The 16,644-nt window shown below is 68.3% G+C and carries 16 protein-coding genes and 1 tRNA gene; 6 read left to right on the top strand and 11 right to left on the bottom strand.

What is annotated here, in order from left to right:
• Window positions 1-485: 485 nt before the first annotated feature.
• From ACS5Q7_RS16515 to tuf, 7 genes are all read right to left on the bottom strand, one after another.
• Window positions 486-2,129, bottom strand: a complete 1,644-nt coding sequence (locus ACS5Q7_RS16515) for a B12-binding domain-containing radical SAM protein (RefSeq protein ID WP_478340384.1) — start codon at window positions 2,127-2,129, stop codon at window positions 486-488.
• Window positions 2,130-2,273: 144 nt separating this feature from the next.
• Entirely contained in the window at window positions 2,274-2,972 is a 699-nt protein-coding gene (gene rplA, locus ACS5Q7_RS16510) for a 50S ribosomal protein L1 (RefSeq protein ID WP_478340383.1), read from the bottom strand.
• Between the two features lie 10 nt (window positions 2,973-2,982).
• On the bottom strand, window positions 2,983-3,432 hold the full coding sequence (gene rplK, locus ACS5Q7_RS16505) for a 50S ribosomal protein L11 (RefSeq protein ID WP_478340382.1): 450 nt from the start codon (window positions 3,430-3,432) through the stop codon (window positions 2,983-2,985).
• 127 nt (window positions 3,433-3,559) lie between these two features.
• Window positions 3,560-4,093: a transcription termination/antitermination protein NusG gene (gene nusG, locus ACS5Q7_RS16500; RefSeq protein ID WP_238248993.1), complete on the bottom strand. Its 534-nt coding sequence runs from the start codon at window positions 4,091-4,093 to the stop codon at window positions 3,560-3,562.
• Window positions 4,094-4,135: 42 nt separating this feature from the next.
• Window positions 4,136-4,432: a preprotein translocase subunit SecE gene (secE, locus tag ACS5Q7_RS16495; protein WP_243952353.1), complete on the bottom strand. Its 297-nt coding sequence runs from the start codon at window positions 4,430-4,432 to the stop codon at window positions 4,136-4,138.
• Window positions 4,433-4,602: 170 nt separating this feature from the next.
• Window positions 4,603-4,679: transfer RNA gene (locus ACS5Q7_RS16490), tRNA-Trp, on the bottom strand.
• 137 nt (window positions 4,680-4,816) lie between these two features.
• On the bottom strand, window positions 4,817-6,007 hold the full coding sequence (gene tuf, locus ACS5Q7_RS16485) for an elongation factor Tu (RefSeq protein ID WP_478340381.1): 1,191 nt from the start codon (window positions 6,005-6,007) through the stop codon (window positions 4,817-4,819).
• Window positions 6,008-6,294: 287 nt separating this feature from the next.
• Between tuf and ACS5Q7_RS16480 the strand changes: the two genes are divergently transcribed.
• The 5 genes from ACS5Q7_RS16480 to ACS5Q7_RS16460 all read left to right on the top strand — a co-directional run bounded on the left by ACS5Q7_RS16480 (window position 6,295) and on the right by ACS5Q7_RS16460 (window position 9,991).
• Window positions 6,295-7,155: an outer membrane protein gene (locus ACS5Q7_RS16480; protein ID WP_478340380.1), complete on the top strand. Its 861-nt coding sequence runs from the start codon at window positions 6,295-6,297 to the stop codon at window positions 7,153-7,155.
• 92 nt (window positions 7,156-7,247) lie between these two features.
• On the top strand, window positions 7,248-7,895 hold the full coding sequence (gene maiA, locus ACS5Q7_RS16475) for a maleylacetoacetate isomerase (RefSeq protein WP_478340379.1): 648 nt from the start codon (window positions 7,248-7,250) through the stop codon (window positions 7,893-7,895).
• A 129-nt stretch (window positions 7,896-8,024) separates the two neighbouring features.
• The gene (locus tag ACS5Q7_RS16470) at window positions 8,025-9,356 is read left to right on the top strand and encodes an NAD(P)/FAD-dependent oxidoreductase (RefSeq protein ID WP_478340378.1); all 1,332 of its coding nucleotides are present in this window, start codon (window positions 8,025-8,027) and stop codon (window positions 9,354-9,356) included.
• A gap of 21 nt (window positions 9,357-9,377) precedes the next feature.
• On the top strand, window positions 9,378-9,680 hold the full coding sequence (locus tag ACS5Q7_RS16465; RefSeq protein WP_478340377.1) for an EthD family reductase: 303 nt from the start codon (window positions 9,378-9,380) through the stop codon (window positions 9,678-9,680).
• Window positions 9,677-9,991, top strand: coding sequence for a hypothetical protein (locus tag ACS5Q7_RS16460; protein WP_478340376.1), 315 nt, complete (start codon window positions 9,677-9,679; stop codon window positions 9,989-9,991). Before ACS5Q7_RS16465 ends, ACS5Q7_RS16460 begins: the two co-directional genes overlap by 4 nt.
• Before the next feature lie 4 nt (window positions 9,992-9,995).
• Here ACS5Q7_RS16460 and ACS5Q7_RS16455 read toward each other — a convergent pair whose 3' ends face one another.
• From ACS5Q7_RS16455 to ACS5Q7_RS16445, 3 genes are all read right to left on the bottom strand, one after another.
• Window positions 9,996-13,304, bottom strand: a complete 3,309-nt coding sequence (locus ACS5Q7_RS16455) for a PAS domain-containing protein (RefSeq protein WP_478340375.1) — start codon at window positions 13,302-13,304, stop codon at window positions 9,996-9,998.
• The gene (locus ACS5Q7_RS16450) at window positions 13,301-14,578 is read right to left on the bottom strand and encodes an O-antigen ligase family protein (protein WP_478340374.1); all 1,278 of its coding nucleotides are present in this window, start codon (window positions 14,576-14,578) and stop codon (window positions 13,301-13,303) included. Before ACS5Q7_RS16450 ends, ACS5Q7_RS16455 begins: the two co-directional genes overlap by 4 nt.
• Before the next feature lie 480 nt (window positions 14,579-15,058).
• Window positions 15,059-15,565 carry a thermonuclease family protein gene (locus ACS5Q7_RS16445; RefSeq protein WP_478340373.1) on the bottom strand — a complete coding sequence of 169 codons (507 nt, stop codon included), beginning with the start codon at window positions 15,563-15,565 and terminating at the stop codon, window positions 15,059-15,061.
• 153 nt (window positions 15,566-15,718) lie between these two features.
• Between ACS5Q7_RS16445 and ACS5Q7_RS16440 the strand changes: the two genes are divergently transcribed.
• Entirely contained in the window at window positions 15,719-15,925 is a 207-nt protein-coding gene (locus ACS5Q7_RS16440; RefSeq protein WP_478340372.1) for a hypothetical protein, read from the top strand.
• On the opposite strand, the gene ACS5Q7_RS16435 is transcribed toward ACS5Q7_RS16440, so the two are convergent.
• Window positions 15,922-16,596, bottom strand: coding sequence for a L,D-transpeptidase (locus ACS5Q7_RS16435; RefSeq protein WP_478340371.1), 675 nt, complete (start codon window positions 16,594-16,596; stop codon window positions 15,922-15,924). The genes ACS5Q7_RS16440 and ACS5Q7_RS16435 overlap by 4 nt on opposite strands.
• Window positions 16,597-16,644: the final 48 nt, after the last annotated feature.

Raw genomic sequence — 16,644 nt, 5'->3', positions numbered from 1 at the left:
GGCTGCCATGCATCGCCTCGCGCAGCTGGCAGCGGCGATCCCGGTGGCTTTGCTTTTTCGCGAGTCGGGGATATCTTCCTTGGCGAGGACCCGCGGGAGGCACCCCGCGAGCTCTCTTATCAGACGATCAGGGCTAGATCATCAAAGCGAGATGGATGGCGAACCGCCACCCATCTCGCGTTTTCGCGATGGTGATTCTCACCATCAGCGGAAACATGATCAACGTCCTCACCTCCTCCGACAGGCCTGCTCTCTGGCGGCGGCCGGCTAGCTCCGCCACAGGCTTCCATGCCCGAAGCCGTCGCATCGGAGGATGATCGACTGACCGGCCAAGCTTAGGACCGGCGTCTCAGACTGTCACGTCTTGGCCCCGTCCTTGAGGGCCTATTTTCGCATCGAGGCAAAGCTTCCTTCGCCTCAATGGCTTATCCACACGACTTACACTGGTCTTTCGGTGGCCGGACAAAACCCGCGGTGGTTGCGACCTAGGCCGCCTCGCGCTCCGGCACGAATCGCCGCCGGGCGTTCTCCCACCATGTCCGCTCCTGCGCTTCTTTCGCCTCGGCGGCCTTGGCCGCGTAGAACGAGGCGTTGTGCTCGCCGCGCAGGGCCTCACGCGTGAAGCGGATCAGGTGGTGGGCGACGAAGCCCATGTTGAACACCGCCTCGATCTGCCCGCGCTTCAGGGCGAAACCCGCCGCCCGCCAGAACGGACCGCGATAGTCGGAGAACAGGCCGACCCGCGTGATGATGTTGAAGCCGAGGATCAGCCCGCGCCGCAGGTTGGTGAAGGTGAGCTTTCCCGCCGTCGGCGTGACGATCCGGTGCGGATAAGTCGTCTCGCACTGGTGCTTGAACCGCTCGAAGATCTTCTCCGGATCGTAGGCGTGGGCGATGGCCCGCCGCCAACTGGAGACCACCGTATCGTGCGGGCGCTTGAACAGGACGTTCGATTCGAGCGCCGCATCGTGGACGAGGCGGCCTTCCTTCTCCAGCCGGTCCCAAAGGGGGGTCTTCGGCAGGGCCTGGAGCAGATTGATCGTCAGCACGGGGATCGCAGAGCGATCGATGAAGTCGATCAGGTTCTGCTCGGACTGGTCGGAATCCGAGTCGAGGCCGAGGATGATGCCCGACGTGACCTCCAACCCGTAGGAGTTGAGGGTCGAGATGGCCTCGTACATCGGCACGGCGGCGTTGTGGGTCTTGTCGATGCCCTTCAGCGCCTCGGCCTCCGGCGTCTCGATGCCGACGAACACCGTCATGAAGTTCGCCTGCCGCATCAGCTCGAGAATCTCGGGCTGCTTGGCCATGTTGAGGGTCGCCTCGCAGGCGAACTGAAGCGGGTAGTTGTTCCGCTTCTGCCACTCCACCAGCACCGGCAGCATCTCGCGCGTCGCCTTGCGGTTGCCGATGAAATTGTCGTCCACGAAGTAGACGACCGCCGGGTGGCCCGGCTGGCTGACGATGGCATCGAGCTCGGCGCAGAGCTGCTCAGGCGTCTTGAGACGGGGCTGGCGGCCGTAGAGCTGGGGGATATCGCAGAACTCGCAGCGATACGGGCAGCCCGACGAGAATTGCAGCGAGCCGATCAGGTAGCGCTTGAGCGGCACGGCCTCGTAGGCCGGCGTCGGGAAATCGGCGAGGGCCAGACGGTCGCCGGTCTCGTAGGTCTCCTGCGAGGCGGGGCGTTGGACGCCGGCATCGAGGCGGGCGATCAGCCGGTCGGTGGCATCGCCGATCTCACCGATATGGAGACAGTCGAAATCCGGGTACTTCTCCGGCGCGCCGGAGACCGAGGGGCCGCCGAGAACCGCGAGCTTGCCGGCCGCCTGGGCCCGCTCGCAGATGTCGTGGATCTGCCCTTCCTGGATGTGCATGCCGGAGACGAACACCGCGTCCGCCCAGGCGAAATCGGCCGCTGTGGCGCGCTTGATGTTCTCGTCGATGAAACGGCACTCCCAGGTCTCGGGCATGTAGGCCGCGATGACGAGGAGCCCCTGGGGCGGCATGAACGCCTTCACCCCGCCCATCAATGGATAGGCGTGGGAGAATGTGCCGAAGGACGGCGTGTAGGCGGGGAAGACGCAGAGGATGCGTCGACGGGACGTGACGGAGACGGTGCTACGCATGGGGGCCTATCTAGCACAGCTAATCGCGTCGGCGCCCCCTTCGCGGCCACGAAGGTGCGATTGAACGCGCCGACCTGCGCTGGAAACACAAAACGCCCAGCCGTTGCCGGCCGGGCGCTTCGCTACGTCGCAGGTTGCGAGCGATCAGGCGGTCAGAACCGTGTTCGGCTCGACCTTCACGCCCGGACCCATCGTCGAGGTGACGGCGATGCGCTGGACATAGGTGCCCTTGGCCCCCGCCGGCTTGGCCTTGGCGACCGCATCGGCGAACGCCTTGATGTTCTCGACGAGCTTGTCGACGTCGAACGAGACCTTGCCGACGCCGGCATGGATGATGCCGGCCTTCTCGACGCGGAACTCCACGGCGCCGCCCTTGGCGGCGGCCACGGCGCCCTTCACGTCCATGGTGACGGTGCCGACCTTCGGGTTCGGCATCAGGCCGCGCGGGCCCAGCACCTTACCGAGACGGCCAACCAGCGGCATCATGTCCGGGGTCGCGATGCAGCGGTCGAAGTCGATCTTGCCGCCCTGGACGATCTCGAGGAGATCCTCGGCGCCGACGATGTCGGCACCCGCCGCCTTGGCGTCATCCGCCTTGGCGCCACGGGCGAAGACCGCCACGCGCACCGTCCGGCCGGAACCGTTCGGCAGGTTGCAGACGCCGCGGACCATCTGGTCGGCGTGGCGCGGATCGACGCCGAGGTTCATGGAGACCTCGACGGTCTCGTCGAACTTCGCGGTCGCCCGCTCCTTCACGAGCTTGACCGCCTCGGCGATCGAATAGAGCTTGGTCGGCTCCAGGCCCTCGCGGGCGGCGCGGATGCGCTTTCCTTCGCGTGCCATGTGTCCCTCCTCAGGCCGTAATTTCGAGGCCCATGGCCCGGGCGGAACCCCGGATCATGGCAACGGCCGCCTCGACGGAATCACAGTTGAGGTCGGGCATCTTCTTCTCGGCGATCTCGCGAAGCTGGGCCTCGGTGATCTTGCCGACCGTCGGGCCCTTGCCCGGGGTCTTGGAGCCGGAGGCCGGCTTCTTGCCGATCTTCAGGCCAACCGCCTTCTTGAGGAAGAACGTGACCGGGGGCTGCTTCATCTCGAAGGTGAAGGACCGGTCCTGATACGCGGTGATGATCACCGGAATCGGGGTGCCCTTCTCCATCTGCGCGGTCTTCGCGTTGAAGGCCTTGCAGAATTCCATGATGTTGAGGCCGCGCTGACCGAGCGCGGGGCCGATCGGCGGCGACGGGTTGGCGGCGCCGGCCGGGACCTGAAGCTTCACGTAGCCCGTGATCTTCTTCGCCATAGGGACTGCTCCCAATGTTCATCCGCCCCCACGCTGCCGAGGCGCGGCGGGTCGGACGGTTGCAGGTCGCGGTGCGATCCGAAGCTCCCGGAGGCGAAGCCGGGCGGATCTCCCGCGGGTGTTACGCTCAGGCCTTCTCGACCTGGGCGTATTCCAGTTCCACCGGGGTGGCGCGGCCGAAGATCGACACGGCCACCTTCAGGCGGGAACGGGCATCGTCGATTTCCTCGACGGTGCCGTTGAAGCTCGCGAACGGGCCATCCGCCACGCGGACGGTCTCGCCGATCTCGAAGGAGATCGAGGGCTTGGGACGGTCGACGCCTTCGGCGACCTGACCCTTGATGCGCTCGGCCTCGGCGTCCGGGATCGGCACCGGCTTGGACTTGTCCGCGCCGAGGAAGCCCGTGACCTTCGGGGTGTTCTTGATGAGGTGGTAGACCTCGTCGGTCAGGTCGCACTTCACCAGCACGTAGCCCGGGAAGAACTTGCGCTCGGCATCGACCTTACGGCCGCGACGAACCTCGACGACCTTCTCGGTCGGGACCATCACCTCGTCGAACAGGTCGGTCAGCCCGCGTTGCGCGGCCTGGTCCTTGATGGACTGGGCGACCTTGTTCTCGAAATTCGAATAGGCGTGGACGATATACCAGCGCTTGGACACGGCTTTCGCTCAACTCCGATGAAGTCCGGGGCGTGACGCCCCTCAGAGCCCGAGGATCAGGCCGACGATGAAGCGCATGGCCTGATCGACCACGGTGAAGAACAGGCTCGTCACCACCACCATGATGAAGACCATCATCGTGGTGATCGTGGTCTCGCGGCGGGACGGCCACGTGACCTTGCGTCCCTCGTCGCGCACCTGCGAGAAGAACTCGCCGGGCCCGACACGCTTCTGGGGCACCTTGGCAGGCGGAGTCTGACGGGCCGGCGGCGCAACATCGCGGCCGCGGTTCGTGCCGCGGGCGAGGTCCACCTTCTTCGTCGCTTCGTTCGATGCCATGGCGCCAGATTCGTTGACGGATTCGTGCCTTTCGGCCGCGTTCAAAAACGCGAACGACCGGCGCCGAGGGCCATTCCGGCCCACACCGACGGTCGTTTCAGATCTCGGATCGAAGCCGCTCTAGCGCAAGTCGGGAGACTTGTCGACCGAGGAGCGGCAGGCGCCCGGACTGGCAGGAGTGGAGGGACTCGAACCCGCAACCTCCGGTTTTGGAGACCGGCGCTCTGACCAGTTGAGCTACACTCCTGTGTGCACCGCTCGCGCGGCGCGAAGGCTCCATGCCGCAACCGCATCGCGGATGCAAGGGCCGCCGCGCCACCCGGAGGCCGAAAAAGGAAAAGGCCGGCACGAGGCCGGCCCTTCCCGTCATCGCTGTGGAAGCGATCAGTCGTTGATGGCGGCGACGACGCCGGCGCCGACGGTGCGGCCGCCCTCGCGGATGGCGAAGCGCAGCTTCTCTTCCATGGCCACCGGCACGATCAGCACCACGTCCATGGTCACGTTGTCGCCCGGCATCACCATCTCGGTGCCCTCGGGCAGCGTGCACACGCCGGTCACGTCCGTCGTGCGGAAGTAGAACTGCGGACGGTAGTTCGTGAAGAACGGCGTGTGGCGGCCGCCCTCCTCCTTCGTCAGGATGTACGCCTCGGCCTTGAACTTCGAGTGCGGCTTCACCGAACCCGGCTTGCACACCACCTGGCCGCGCTCCACGTCCTCGCGCTTCGTGCCGCGCAGCAGAACGCCCACGTTGTCGCCCGCCTGGCCCTGGTCGAGCAGCTTGCGGAACATCTCGACGCCGGTCACCGTCGTCTTCGTCGTCGGGCGGATGCCCACGATCTCGACTTCCTCACCGACCTTCACGATCCCGCGCTCGACGCGGCCCGTCACCACCGTGCCGCGACCCGAGATCGAGAACACGTCCTCGATCGGCATCAGGAACGGCAGGTCGATCGGGCGCTCCGGCTGCGGGATGTACTCGTCCACCGACTGCATCAGCTTCAGCACGGCGTCGTGGCCGATCGCCTTGTCGCCGTTGTCCAGCGCCACCTTGGCCGAGCCCTTGGTGATCGGGATGTCGTCGCCGGGGAAGTCGTACTTCGACAGAAGCTCGCGCACCTCCATCTCGACGAGCTCGAGGAGCTCCTCGTCGTCCACGAGGTCGACCTTGTTCAGGAACACCACCAGCGCCGGCACGCCGACCTGACGGGCCAGCAGGATGTGCTCGCGGGTCTGCGGCATCGGGCCGTCGGCCGCCGACACCACCAGGATCGCGCCGTCCATCTGCGCCGCGCCCGTGATCATGTTCTTCACGTAGTCGGCGTGGCCGGGGCAGTCGACGTGCGCGTAGTGGCGGTTCGTCGTCTCGTACTCGACGTGCGCGGTCGAGATCGTGATCCCGCGCGCCTTCTCCTCGGGGGCCTTGTCGATCTGGTCGTAGGCCGTGAACGTCGCGCCGCCCGTCTCGGCCAGCACCTTCGTGATCGCCGCCGTCAGCGACGTCTTGCCGTGATCCACGTGCCCGATCGTGCCGATGTTGCAGTGCGGCTTCGTACGAGAGAACTTTTCCTTGCCCATGATTCCCGTTCCTGCGGAGGGGGCAACGCGGGCGCCCCGGATCCAGCTCGGCCGCCCCGATGCTTGACGGGGGCGAAAAGCGCCGACCGCTTAGAGGGTCGGCAGGCCGGGATCAAGGGCTGCGACGAATTCGCGTGCAACTGTCAAGCCTGTCTCGCCCGCTGAGTGCAGACCGCGCCGCGGCCCCGCTTTGGGAGACTACTGTGTCTTAAAGGGCATAGCCGCTTCGAGGACCGGCGATTAACTTGGCCGCAGATACAAATGTACAAACACCGGGTCTCGCCGCAATGATGAAGAAAGTCCTGCTCTCCGCCGCCGCGACGGCTCTGATGGCGACCGCCGCCTCGGCTGCCGATCTGCCGCGCCGCGCCGCCCCGCCGCCGGTCTTCACGCCGGTGCCGGTCTTCACCTGGACGGGCTTCTACGCCGGTCTCGAGTCGGCCTACACCTTCACCGACAACCAGCGCATCAACACCAGCGGCCTGAACGCCGTGACCGCCGGCAACGTCGCCGCCGGCCGCCGCCCCGCCGCGGTGACGACTTCGCAGGATGGCATCGCCAACATCGGCGGCACCGCCGGTTACAACTACCAGTTCACGCCGGGCGCGGGCATCGTCGTCGGTGTCGCGAACAGCATCGACTGGACGGACATCACCAAGAACCGCTTCATCCTCGGCGCCCCGCTCGCCGGCGGCGTCCTGCCGAACCCGAGCCAGTACCGCCAGAGCCTCGACTGGCTCGGCACCCTCACCGGCCGCGTCGGCTACGCCTTCGACCGCGTCCTCGTGTACGGCACCGGCGGTCTCGCCTATGGCAACGTCTTCCACGACGTGAACTTCTACACCCCCGGCGGCGCCCTGCAGTTCGCCGGCCGCTACGACGACTTCAAGACCGGCTATGCCTACGGCGGCGGCATCGAGTTCGCCCTGCCGACCGACAGCTTCCTGAACACCTTCGCCGTCGGCCGCTACCTCGGCATCAAGTACGACGCCATCACCATCAAGGCCGAGTACATCCACTACGATCTGGGCACCCAGAACGTCGTGGTGAACGCGATCGGGACCGGCGCCCCGTCGTACCTCTCGCGCTTCCGCACCGAGGGCAACATCGTCCGCGCTGGCTTCAACTACAAGTTCGGCGGCTTCTAGGACTTCCGACGGGGAGATTTCCCCGCGATAGAAAAAGGGCGGGTGCCGGAGGCGGCGCCCGCCCTTTTTGTCGAACGGGAGGAGCGTGTCGCATGCACATGTACGGCAACTGGCGGTCCGCCGCCGCCTTCCGGGTGCGAATCGCCCTGAAGCTCAAGGGGCTGGCCTACGAGGAGACGTTCATCGACCTCGACGCCGGCGACCAGCACAAGCCCGAGTTTCGCGCCATCAACCCGCAGGGCGCGGTGCCGGCCCTGTTCGACGGCGATGGGCCGCCGCTCACCCAATCCCTCGCGATCCTCGATTACCTGGAAGAGACGAAGGGCGGCGAGCGCCTGCTGCCGGCGGATCCCCGCGAACGGGCGCGGGCGCGATCGCTCGCGCAACTCGTGGCCTGCGACACCCATCCGCTCTACGTGCCGCGGGTGCGCACCTTCCTGATGGAGGAGTACGGACTGCCGAAGGAGCGCATGATGACCTTCGTGCGCCACACCTTCGAAACGGGGCTGAAGACCCTGGAGACGCGCCTCGTCTCGGAGCCGGGCACCGGCCGATTCTGCCAGGGCGACGCGGTGAGCCATGCCGACCTCTGCCTAGTGAGCCTGTGGGTCGGAACGGGCATCTTCGGCGTCGACACGGCCCCCTTCCCCACCGTGAAGCGAATCGCCGAGACCTGCCTGGCCATGCCGGCTTTCGCCGAATCGCACCCCCTGCGCCAGCCCGGCGCGCCGCAGCCCTGACGCGACAACGCGGCGCGGCGAAGCAACGGAATCCGCCGCGCGGGAATAACTGGCAAAGCGATCCCGCGTCGGTCTATGCAGTTCCTTCATCGGCGCGACGGTCGCGGCGCCGAGATACTTGAGGCATCCATGGTCCCAGCGGGAAGCGAGTCAGCTCCTCATCGAGTTGTCGTGGTGGGCGGCGGCGCCGCCGGCCTGCAACTGGTGACCAAGCTCGGAGACCGGCTCGGGAAGCGGCGGAAGGCCGAGATCTCGCTGGTCGATCGGGCGCGCACCCATATCTGGAAGCCGCTGCTGCACGAGGTCGCCGCCGGCAGCCTCGATGTCGGCCATCACGCGGTGGATTACCTCCATCACGCGCACCAGCACCATTTCCGCTACCGGATCGGCCAGATGATCGGCCTCGACCGGGCGGCGCGGCAGATCACCCTGGCCCCGAGCTTCGACGCCGAGGGGCGGCAGGTCACGCCCGCGCGCACGGTCGGCTACGACACGCTGGTGATCGCGGTCGGCTCGACCACCAACGATTTCGGCACGCCCGGCGTGGCCGAGCACGCCATCGCCCTCGACACGCAGGAGCAGGCGGTGCGCTTCCACCAGCGCCTCGTGAATGCCAGCCTGCGGGCCCACACCCAGGACGGGCCGGTGCGTCCGGGCCAACTGCACGTGACGGTCATCGGCGCGGGCGCGACGGGGACCGAACTCGCGGCCGAGCTGCACCGCACCCTGCGTGACGTGGTGGCCACGGGCCTCGACAAGATCGATCCCGACAAGGACATCCGCATCACCCTCGTGGAGGCCGCCGACCGGGTGCTCCCGGCCGTGCCGGAACGGCTCTCAGCCGAGGTGATGCAGATGCTGCGCAAGATCGGTGTCGACGTGCGCCTGAAGGCCCGCGTCACCGAGGTGCGGGCCGATGGCGTCGCGCTGGCCGACGGCACGTTCCTGCCGTCGGAACTCGTCGTCTGGGCGGCGGGGGTGAAGGCCCCGCCCTTCCTGCAGGGAATCGGCGGGCTCGAGACCACCCGCACCAACCAGCTGGTCGTCACGCCGACCCTCCAGACCACCCGCGACCCGGACATCTTCGCGATGGGCGATTGCGCCTATCTCGTGGAGGCGGGCTCGGACCGGCCGATCCCGCCGCGCGCCCAGGCCGCGCACCAGCAGGCGACGCACCTGATCGGGCAGATCGAGGCCAAGATCGCCGGCAAGCCGCTGAAGCCGTTCAAGTATCGCGATTTCGGCTCGCTGGTCTCGCTCGGCCATTACTCCACGGTCGGGAGCCTGATGGGCTTCATCCGGGGCCGGAACATGCTGATCGTCGGCCTGTTCGCCCGGATGATGTACCGCTCGCTGTACAAGATGCACGAGCGCGCCCTGCACGGCAGCGTGAAGACGACCATCGACGCGATGGCCCGCGCCCTAACCCGGCGCACGGTCTCGCGCGTGAAGCTGCACTAGCAGACCAAAAGGGAGAACGCCGTGATCCTCGTGAGCGTGATGTACCCGGCCGGACCGAAGTTCGACATGGGCTATTACCTGAACACCCACATGCCGCTGGTGCGCGAGCGCTGGTCGAGCCTCGGCCTGCACGAGGCCACGGTGGTGACGGGCAAGGGCACGCCCGATGGCGGCCCGGCGCCGTTCCAGGTGATGGCGCTGCTGACGTTCGAATCGGCCGAGGCCTTCGCCAAGGCGGCCGAGGCGCACGGCGCCGAGATCTTCGCCGACATCCCGAACTTCACCGAGGCCCAGGCCCAGGTGCAACTCAACGACTTCGCGTGATCGACGTCATCGAAGCGGTCAAGAAGGCCGATCCGTCGCTCGGCCCCTATGTCCTCGTCCTGCGCGGCGACGCGCGGGCGCTCGCCGCGCCCGACCGTTTCACCCCGGAGGCGCAAGCCTGGATCGATGCGAACGCGCCGGGCGGCCGCCTCGTGCGGGTCGACGTAATGCTCAGCCCCTATCCGGGGGCCGCGCCGGCGCCCCGCAGCCTGAGCGTCGCGGCCCTCGCGGATCCGCGCCAGCTCGCGGCCTTCGCGACGGCCTGGACCGCCGATCCCCTCGAGGACGAGGACGAGGCGCCCGCCGCCTGAGCCCTCAGGCGGCGCGCAGGGTGCGGATGACCCGCAGGGTCTTGGCCCGCTGCACCTCCAGCCGTCGGATCAACGCCGAGAGGTCGCTGCCCGCATGGGCGGCGGCCTCCAGTTCGCGGCATAGGTCCGAGAGGCCGGCGAAGCCGAGCATCCCCGCCGCCGAGACCATGGCATGGGCGTCGTGGGCGATCTCCTGCCGGTCGTTCGCCGGCACGCGGAAGCGCTGCGAGAGTTCCCCCGCCAGCAAGTCGAGGAGGCCGTCCACGCGCTCCGGCCCGAAGCGCAGGCGCATGGCGTCCAGCACTTCGGCATCGAGGGTCTGCGGATCGACGGGCGGCGCGGCAGGATCCGCCTTCGCGAGGCGCTTGCGGGCGCCGGGCGCCGTCCAGCGCTCGATCGTCGCGCACAGGTCCTGGCGCTTGAACGGCTTGCCGACATGGTCGTCCATGCCGACCTTGAGCAATTCCTCGATCTGCTCCGGCAGGACGTTGGCCGTCATCGCCACGATGGGCACGTCGCTCGCGGGGCCGGGGAGGCTGCGGATGCGGCGCGTGGCGGCGAGCCCGTCGACCCCCGGCATCTGGACGTCCATCAGCACGAGGTCGAAACCGCGTCCCTTCGCGAAGGCCGCCTCGACGGCCGCCAGCGCCTCGGCGCCGTCCACCGCCACGGAAACCTCGTAGCCCTGGGCTTCCAGCACCGCGCAGGCGAGTTCGCGGTTGATCGCGACATCCTCCGCCAGGAGGAGCCGCAGATGGCGCCTCGCCTCGGCAAAGGGGGCGGCGGGCGGGTGCGCCGGGGCCGGGCCGTGGACCGGCTCTTCCCCGCTCGGAAGGAACAGGGTGAACCAGAAGGTCGAGCCCTCGCCCTCGCGGCTCTCGACGCCGATCCGGCCGCCCATCAGTTCGACGAGCTGGTGCGAGATGGCGAGACCGAGCCCGGTGCCGCCGAAGCGGCGGCTGATCGAGCCGTCGACCTGGCTGAAGCGCCGGAACAGCCGCGCCTGGTCCTCCGGCGCGATGCCGATGCCGGTATCGGTGACGGCGAAGCGCAGGGCCTCGCCCTGGCGATAGACGCTGAGGGTGACGGAGCCCTCGGGGGTGAACTTCACCGCGTTGTTCAAGAGGTTCAGCAGCACCTGCTGCAGCCGGCTCGAATCGCCGACCACGAAGCGCGGCAGGCCGGGATCGAGTTCGACGTTGATGGCGAGGCCGCTCTTGAGCGCCGCCCCGCGCACGATGGAGATCGCCGCCTCGATGACGGACACCAGCGGGAAGGACAGGGATTCGAGGGTCAGTTCGCCGGCATCGACCTTCGAGAAGTCGAGGACGTCGTTGACGACGGTCAGAAGGGCCGCGCCCGAATTCTGGATCAGGGCGAGGCGCCTGCGGTCCTCGCCGTGGATCGTATCGCCGTCGAGGAGCAGGTCGGCATAGCCGATGATGCTGTTGAGCGGCGTGCGGATCTCGTGGCTCATGGCCGCGAGGAAGTTGCTCTTGGCCGCGCTCGCCCGCTCGGCCTCGGCACGGGCGACCTCGGCGTCGTGGGTCGCCGCCCGGAGGGCAGCCTCCGTCGCCTTGGAATCGGTGATGTCGAGATGCAGGCCGACCATGCGCAGCGGGCGGTCGTCGGTGCCGAACACCGTGCGCCCGCGCCCGTAGATCCAGCGATCCCCGACGCGGAACTGCGCCGCATAGGTGCTGCGGGAATCGATGGCCCGGCGGACCTCGTTCCACGCATCGGCCGCATCGTCGGAATGGACGAGGGCGGTCCAGGCGGCGGCGCTCAGGAGGCGCGGCTCGCCGTTCGGGCAATCGAGCCCGTGCATCCGCGCGCTCTCCGGGGCCAGGGAGACCACGCCGGTCTGCATGTCCCAATCCCAGGTGCCGGCTCCCGCCGCCTCCAGGGCAAGGCCGAGCAGCTGGCGGGCGTCCTCCACCGCGATGCGGGCGGTGACGATGTCATCGACATCGAGGGCCGTGCCGAGCCATTCGAGGATGTCGCCCTTGGCATCGAGCAGGATCGGCGAGATCGAAATCTGGTGCCAGCGGTACACGCCATCGTGGCGGCGGATCCGCCACTGGCCGGAATAGCCGATCCCGCTGTCCAGCGCCCGCTTCCATGCCGCCTCCATGGCGTCGGCATCGTCGGGATGGTTGCGGGCCAGCCGCTCGGTCCGGCCCGCGCCGATGGGGCCGTAATAGGTGCGGAACTGCGCGTTGAGGTAGGTCGCCTCGCCGTCGCTGACGCGCATGGTCCAGACGAGGAGCGGCAGGCTCTCCGCGAGGCCCCGGTAGCGCACGTCGCCGCGGCGGACGGCATCCTGCACCTGGCGCATCTCGGTGACGTCGATGAGCACGCCGACGAGCCTCGTCACCGCGCCCGCCGCATCGGTCTGGGCGACGCCGCGCACCACCACATCGCGGATCGTGGCGTCGGGGCGCAGGATCCGCGCCTCGTAGGCGAAGGAGCCCCCCGCCGCGATGGCACCCGCCACCGTCGCCCGGACGCGGGCGCGGTCGTCGGGGTGATAGAAATCGGCGAGGTGTCCCATCGTGGGCGGGGGCTCACCCGGATCGTGGCCGGCGATCCGATAGAGGCCCGGAGACCATGTCACCCGCCCGTCCGCGAGGGTGACGTCCCAGGTGCCGATGGAGGCGAGCCATTCGGCCATCATCAACTGGGCGTCGGCGCTCTCCTGCGCGCGGGCGCGCAGTTCGATCTCGCCGTTCTGCTTGAAGATGACGGCCTCCCGCGCCTCCACCGTGGCGGCGGCCTTGGCGCGCTCGGCATCGGACAAGGCGAGCCTCAGATGGGCGATCACCGTTTCGGCGAGATCGGCGAAGGTCGCTTCCTCGTCCGCCGTGAAGTCGCGCGGGGCCGTGTCCACGAGACAGAAGGTGCCGAGGGGCAAACCCGGCTCCAGCGCGAGCGGGATGCCGGCATAGAAGCGGATGCCGCGCTCGCCCTTCACCCCGGCGAGATCGCGGAAATCGGGATGCTCCCAGGTGTCGCGGGCGACGATGGGCGCGCCGCGCTCGACGGTGAAATGACAGAAGGTCTGGCGCCTCGGCGCCGTGGTGGGGATCAACTCGCAGGGGGTCTTCAGCCAGACCTGCTCCTCGCCCATCAGCGCGACGAAGGCCCCCGCGACGCCGAAGATGCGCTTGGCGACCCGGCAGACCGCCTCGAAATGCGGTTCCGGCGCGGTGCCGAGGATTCCGAGTGCGGCCAGGGCCTCGACGCGCACGGCCTCGGTGCGGGCCGCCGCCGGCTCGCTCGCGTCAGGATGCCGACCGATGTCCTGCATCATGAGTTGCGAACCATGTCGTCCCTCGATGGCGTCGGAGATCTATTCTGCCAGGACAATCTGGCGGCTTCCAGAGCCCAGACCATGCCGAGCATCATGTAGACGTGGCGCCATTTCTCAATATCGATTTGGAAGGCCTGAAGAAAGAACATGAACAGCGCCGGCCAGACGATCTGCGCGTACTTGGTGAAGGGCGAGCGACGGGCGAGCAGCCGGAAGCCGACGAAGGTCGTGGCGCCGACGAGGAGGATGAAGGCCGCCCCGCCGATCCAGCCGCCATTGGCGAAGGAGCCGATGTAGGAATTGTGCGGCTCCAGGCCGAAGAACAGGCGCCAGTGCATCGGCCCCATGCCGAGGGGCCGCTCCATCAGCATCGGGATGCCGCGAAGCTGGTTGCCGAACCGCCCGGTCTCGCCTTCATCGTAATCCTGCGTGAGCGCGGCGCGGGTCTCGAACATCTGCCGCACCGAGTCGAGGCTCAGGAGGCCGGCGATGGCGACAAGCCCGAGGCCGAGGGTCGCGACGGTGAGGAGCACGATCCGCCGCCGCAGCCGCGCGGAATCGCTCGCCGCGTAGACGGACACCACCATGATCGTGACGGCGACGATCGTGCCGCCCCAGGAGCCGCGCGAGAACGACAGGAAGATCCCGGCGAGGATCACGAGCAAGCCCATCAGGCTGAGAGCGGGGCGGCGCGCCGTGCCGGTGATCAGGGCGTGCAGCAGGTACAGGGCGCCGAGGGTGAGGAAGGAGCCGAACACGTTCGGATCCTGGAAGGTGCCGGAGGCGCGGCCGTACCGGTAGAACAGGTCCTCGATCCCGAGGAGGTCGAGATACCCGACGATGCCGGCCGCCGCCGAGAACAGGCAGCTCGCGGTATAGGCCTTGAGTGCCAGCTCCATCCTGGCCTCCGTGTCGTCGGCGAAGAACATCGCGAAGAAGACGCCGGTGGTGCAGAGGTAGACGAGCTGGATCGTCCACGTGGCCGGGAACTCCTCGTCGAGATAGGGCAGCAGCGCGACGACGATCGCCGTGAGGTACAGGAGCAGCAGCGCGAGCAGCGGCACCACCCCGCGATGCAGCCGAACGCCGAGGCACACCCACAGGACGATGGTCGGGATGGCGATCACATCGTAGGGCGACGTGTCCGAGAAGGCGAAGCACGCGAAGAAGATGAAGGCCGCGAACAGCGCCCCGGCGATGCCGTGCAGCAGCGTGAGCAGCGGCAGCCCGGGCGCGGGCGCGATGGCCCCGGCATGGGCGGCGGACTGAGCCATGGAACGCGACTCCGCGGGCTGGATACGCTGGCCCGGCTCCCCTTCTTCGCGTGGAAAGGTTTCAGGCCCGTAACGGGGCCGTGTCCGCCGACCCACTTCGAAGTGCAAAGCGCGCCCTCGAAGGGTCCGGCGCAGAACACGAGCGTGTTCCCCACCTTCGACGCCGGGTCTGAACTCATGAGGCGGACGGCGACATAGGCCGGAAACATCGACCCGGCAGTTTCGCGACTCGGGAGGGCCGGCCGATGCTTCAGGACGATTTCGACAGCACCCGCAACCGGATGATCGACCGGGTCCTGCTTGCCGCCGCCCTGGTCTCGTTCTGCTTCGGCCTCACCGCCATGCTCGCCGGCCTGCTGCGGTGAACGAACGCATGAGCCGGCGTGCGGACGAGGCGGGCCGGGCGGCGCTCATGCTGGTGGGCGCCGGGATCGTCCTCATCGCCCTGGCGCTGGCGCTCGGCGGATTTCCCTGAGGGGTTCAGTGTGTCGCGGGCTCGGTGCCGGCGGCGGCTTCCAGGCGGCGGTGGTCGTGGCGCCAATCGGCCGGGGGCTCGAACGTGCCGGCCCAGATGCCCTTCCGGGTCGCCCAGGCGCGCGCCTCCTGCCGCACATAGGCGCTGGTGACGGACCGGCTCGCGAGGGCGTAGCCCTGGCTCACCAGCCAGGCCGAGAGGTCGTCGCCACCGGCCTTGCAGGTCGCCATCAGGCGGCCCTTGGCATCGGCGTTATGGGGCTCGCAGGTGACGGGTCCTTCCCCGATCCGCTTGCGCAGCAGGCGCGTGGCCTCGTGCCCGCAGGGGTAGGAGCGGCCGGTGGCGGTCTCGCAGTGCTGCCCGGCCTCCGGCGCGTCGATTCCGTAGAGGTGGACGCGGGTGCCGTGCAGGTCGAGCGTGTCGCCGTCCACCACGGTGGCGGGACCGGTCAGGGGTTCGGCCAGGCAAGGGGTGCAGCCGAGGAGGGCGAGGGCGAGAACGAAGCTCCGCATCGAAAGTATTGGATCCACGATGTCCTGTGAGGATGTCGGTCGAGGCGACGATCCCTGTCGGATGTTTGTGGCGGTTTTGGTGAAACGTTGACTTAACGGGGTGTGGCGCGCACCGGCCGTGGAACGGCGCGCGCGGCGTCCGGTTGATGCCACATGCGCACCTTCAGCACCCTCGCTTACGGTTTCGCCGCGGCGCTCGCCCTCATGATCGCGGCGGCCCACGTCATCGGCCCGCCGAACCCGGACGACGGGCGGCGCGGCGGCCTCACGGCGGCGACGGTGCTGGGCAGCGACGGCTCGCAGGCCGACGCCGCGCCGAGCCCGATCCCGAGGACGGCCGATGCGACCCCGTCGAGCTAGAGGGTCGAGACGCGGGAACGCCCGCCGCGCTTGACGATCACGCGGGCGCCCACCGGCACGCGCTCGTACAGGTCGGCGACATCCTCGTTGAGCATGCGCACACAGCCGGAGGACATCTGTTCGCCGATGCTCCACGGCTCGTTGGTGCCGTGGATGCGGAACAGGATGTCGCGGTTGCCCTGGTAGAGGTAGAGCGCCCGCGCCCCGAGGGGATTGTCGAGCCCGCCCTTGCGGGTGCGCGGCAGGTCCGGATGCAGGGAGACCATGGTCGGCGTCGGACTCCAATCCGGCCAGACGCCCTTGCGGCCGACCCGCGCCTCGCCCTTCCACGAGAAGCCCGCCTTGCCGACGCCGACACCGTAACGCAGCGCCGTGCCGCCCTCCTGCACGAGGAAGAGCTGGCGCTGGTCGATGTCCACGACGATGGTGCCGGGCGCCTCCAGGCCGGTATAGGCCACGGTTTGCCGCCGGTACTTCGGATCGAGCCGGCCGGTATCGACCAGGGGGATGTCGAAGGGCTTGTCCGCCTTGGCGCCGATGTACCAGGCCGAATCGTCGTCCTGCGCCAGTTGCGCCTGACGGGTCTGGCAGGCGCCGAGCGACAGGGCGGCCGTCAACGCGAGACAAACCGGCGTGATACGGCGGCGGCTGTTCGGGCGTGAGACGGCCATGATCGTCCTTCTATACTCGTGAAGTGACTGACTAGCCCGTTCACGCCC

It is taken from the genome of Methylobacterium sp. Gmos3 (assembly GCF_056430985.1).
Note: the sequence above shows the minus strand (reverse complement) of the source record. Positions and strands in the feature narration are given on the sequence as shown.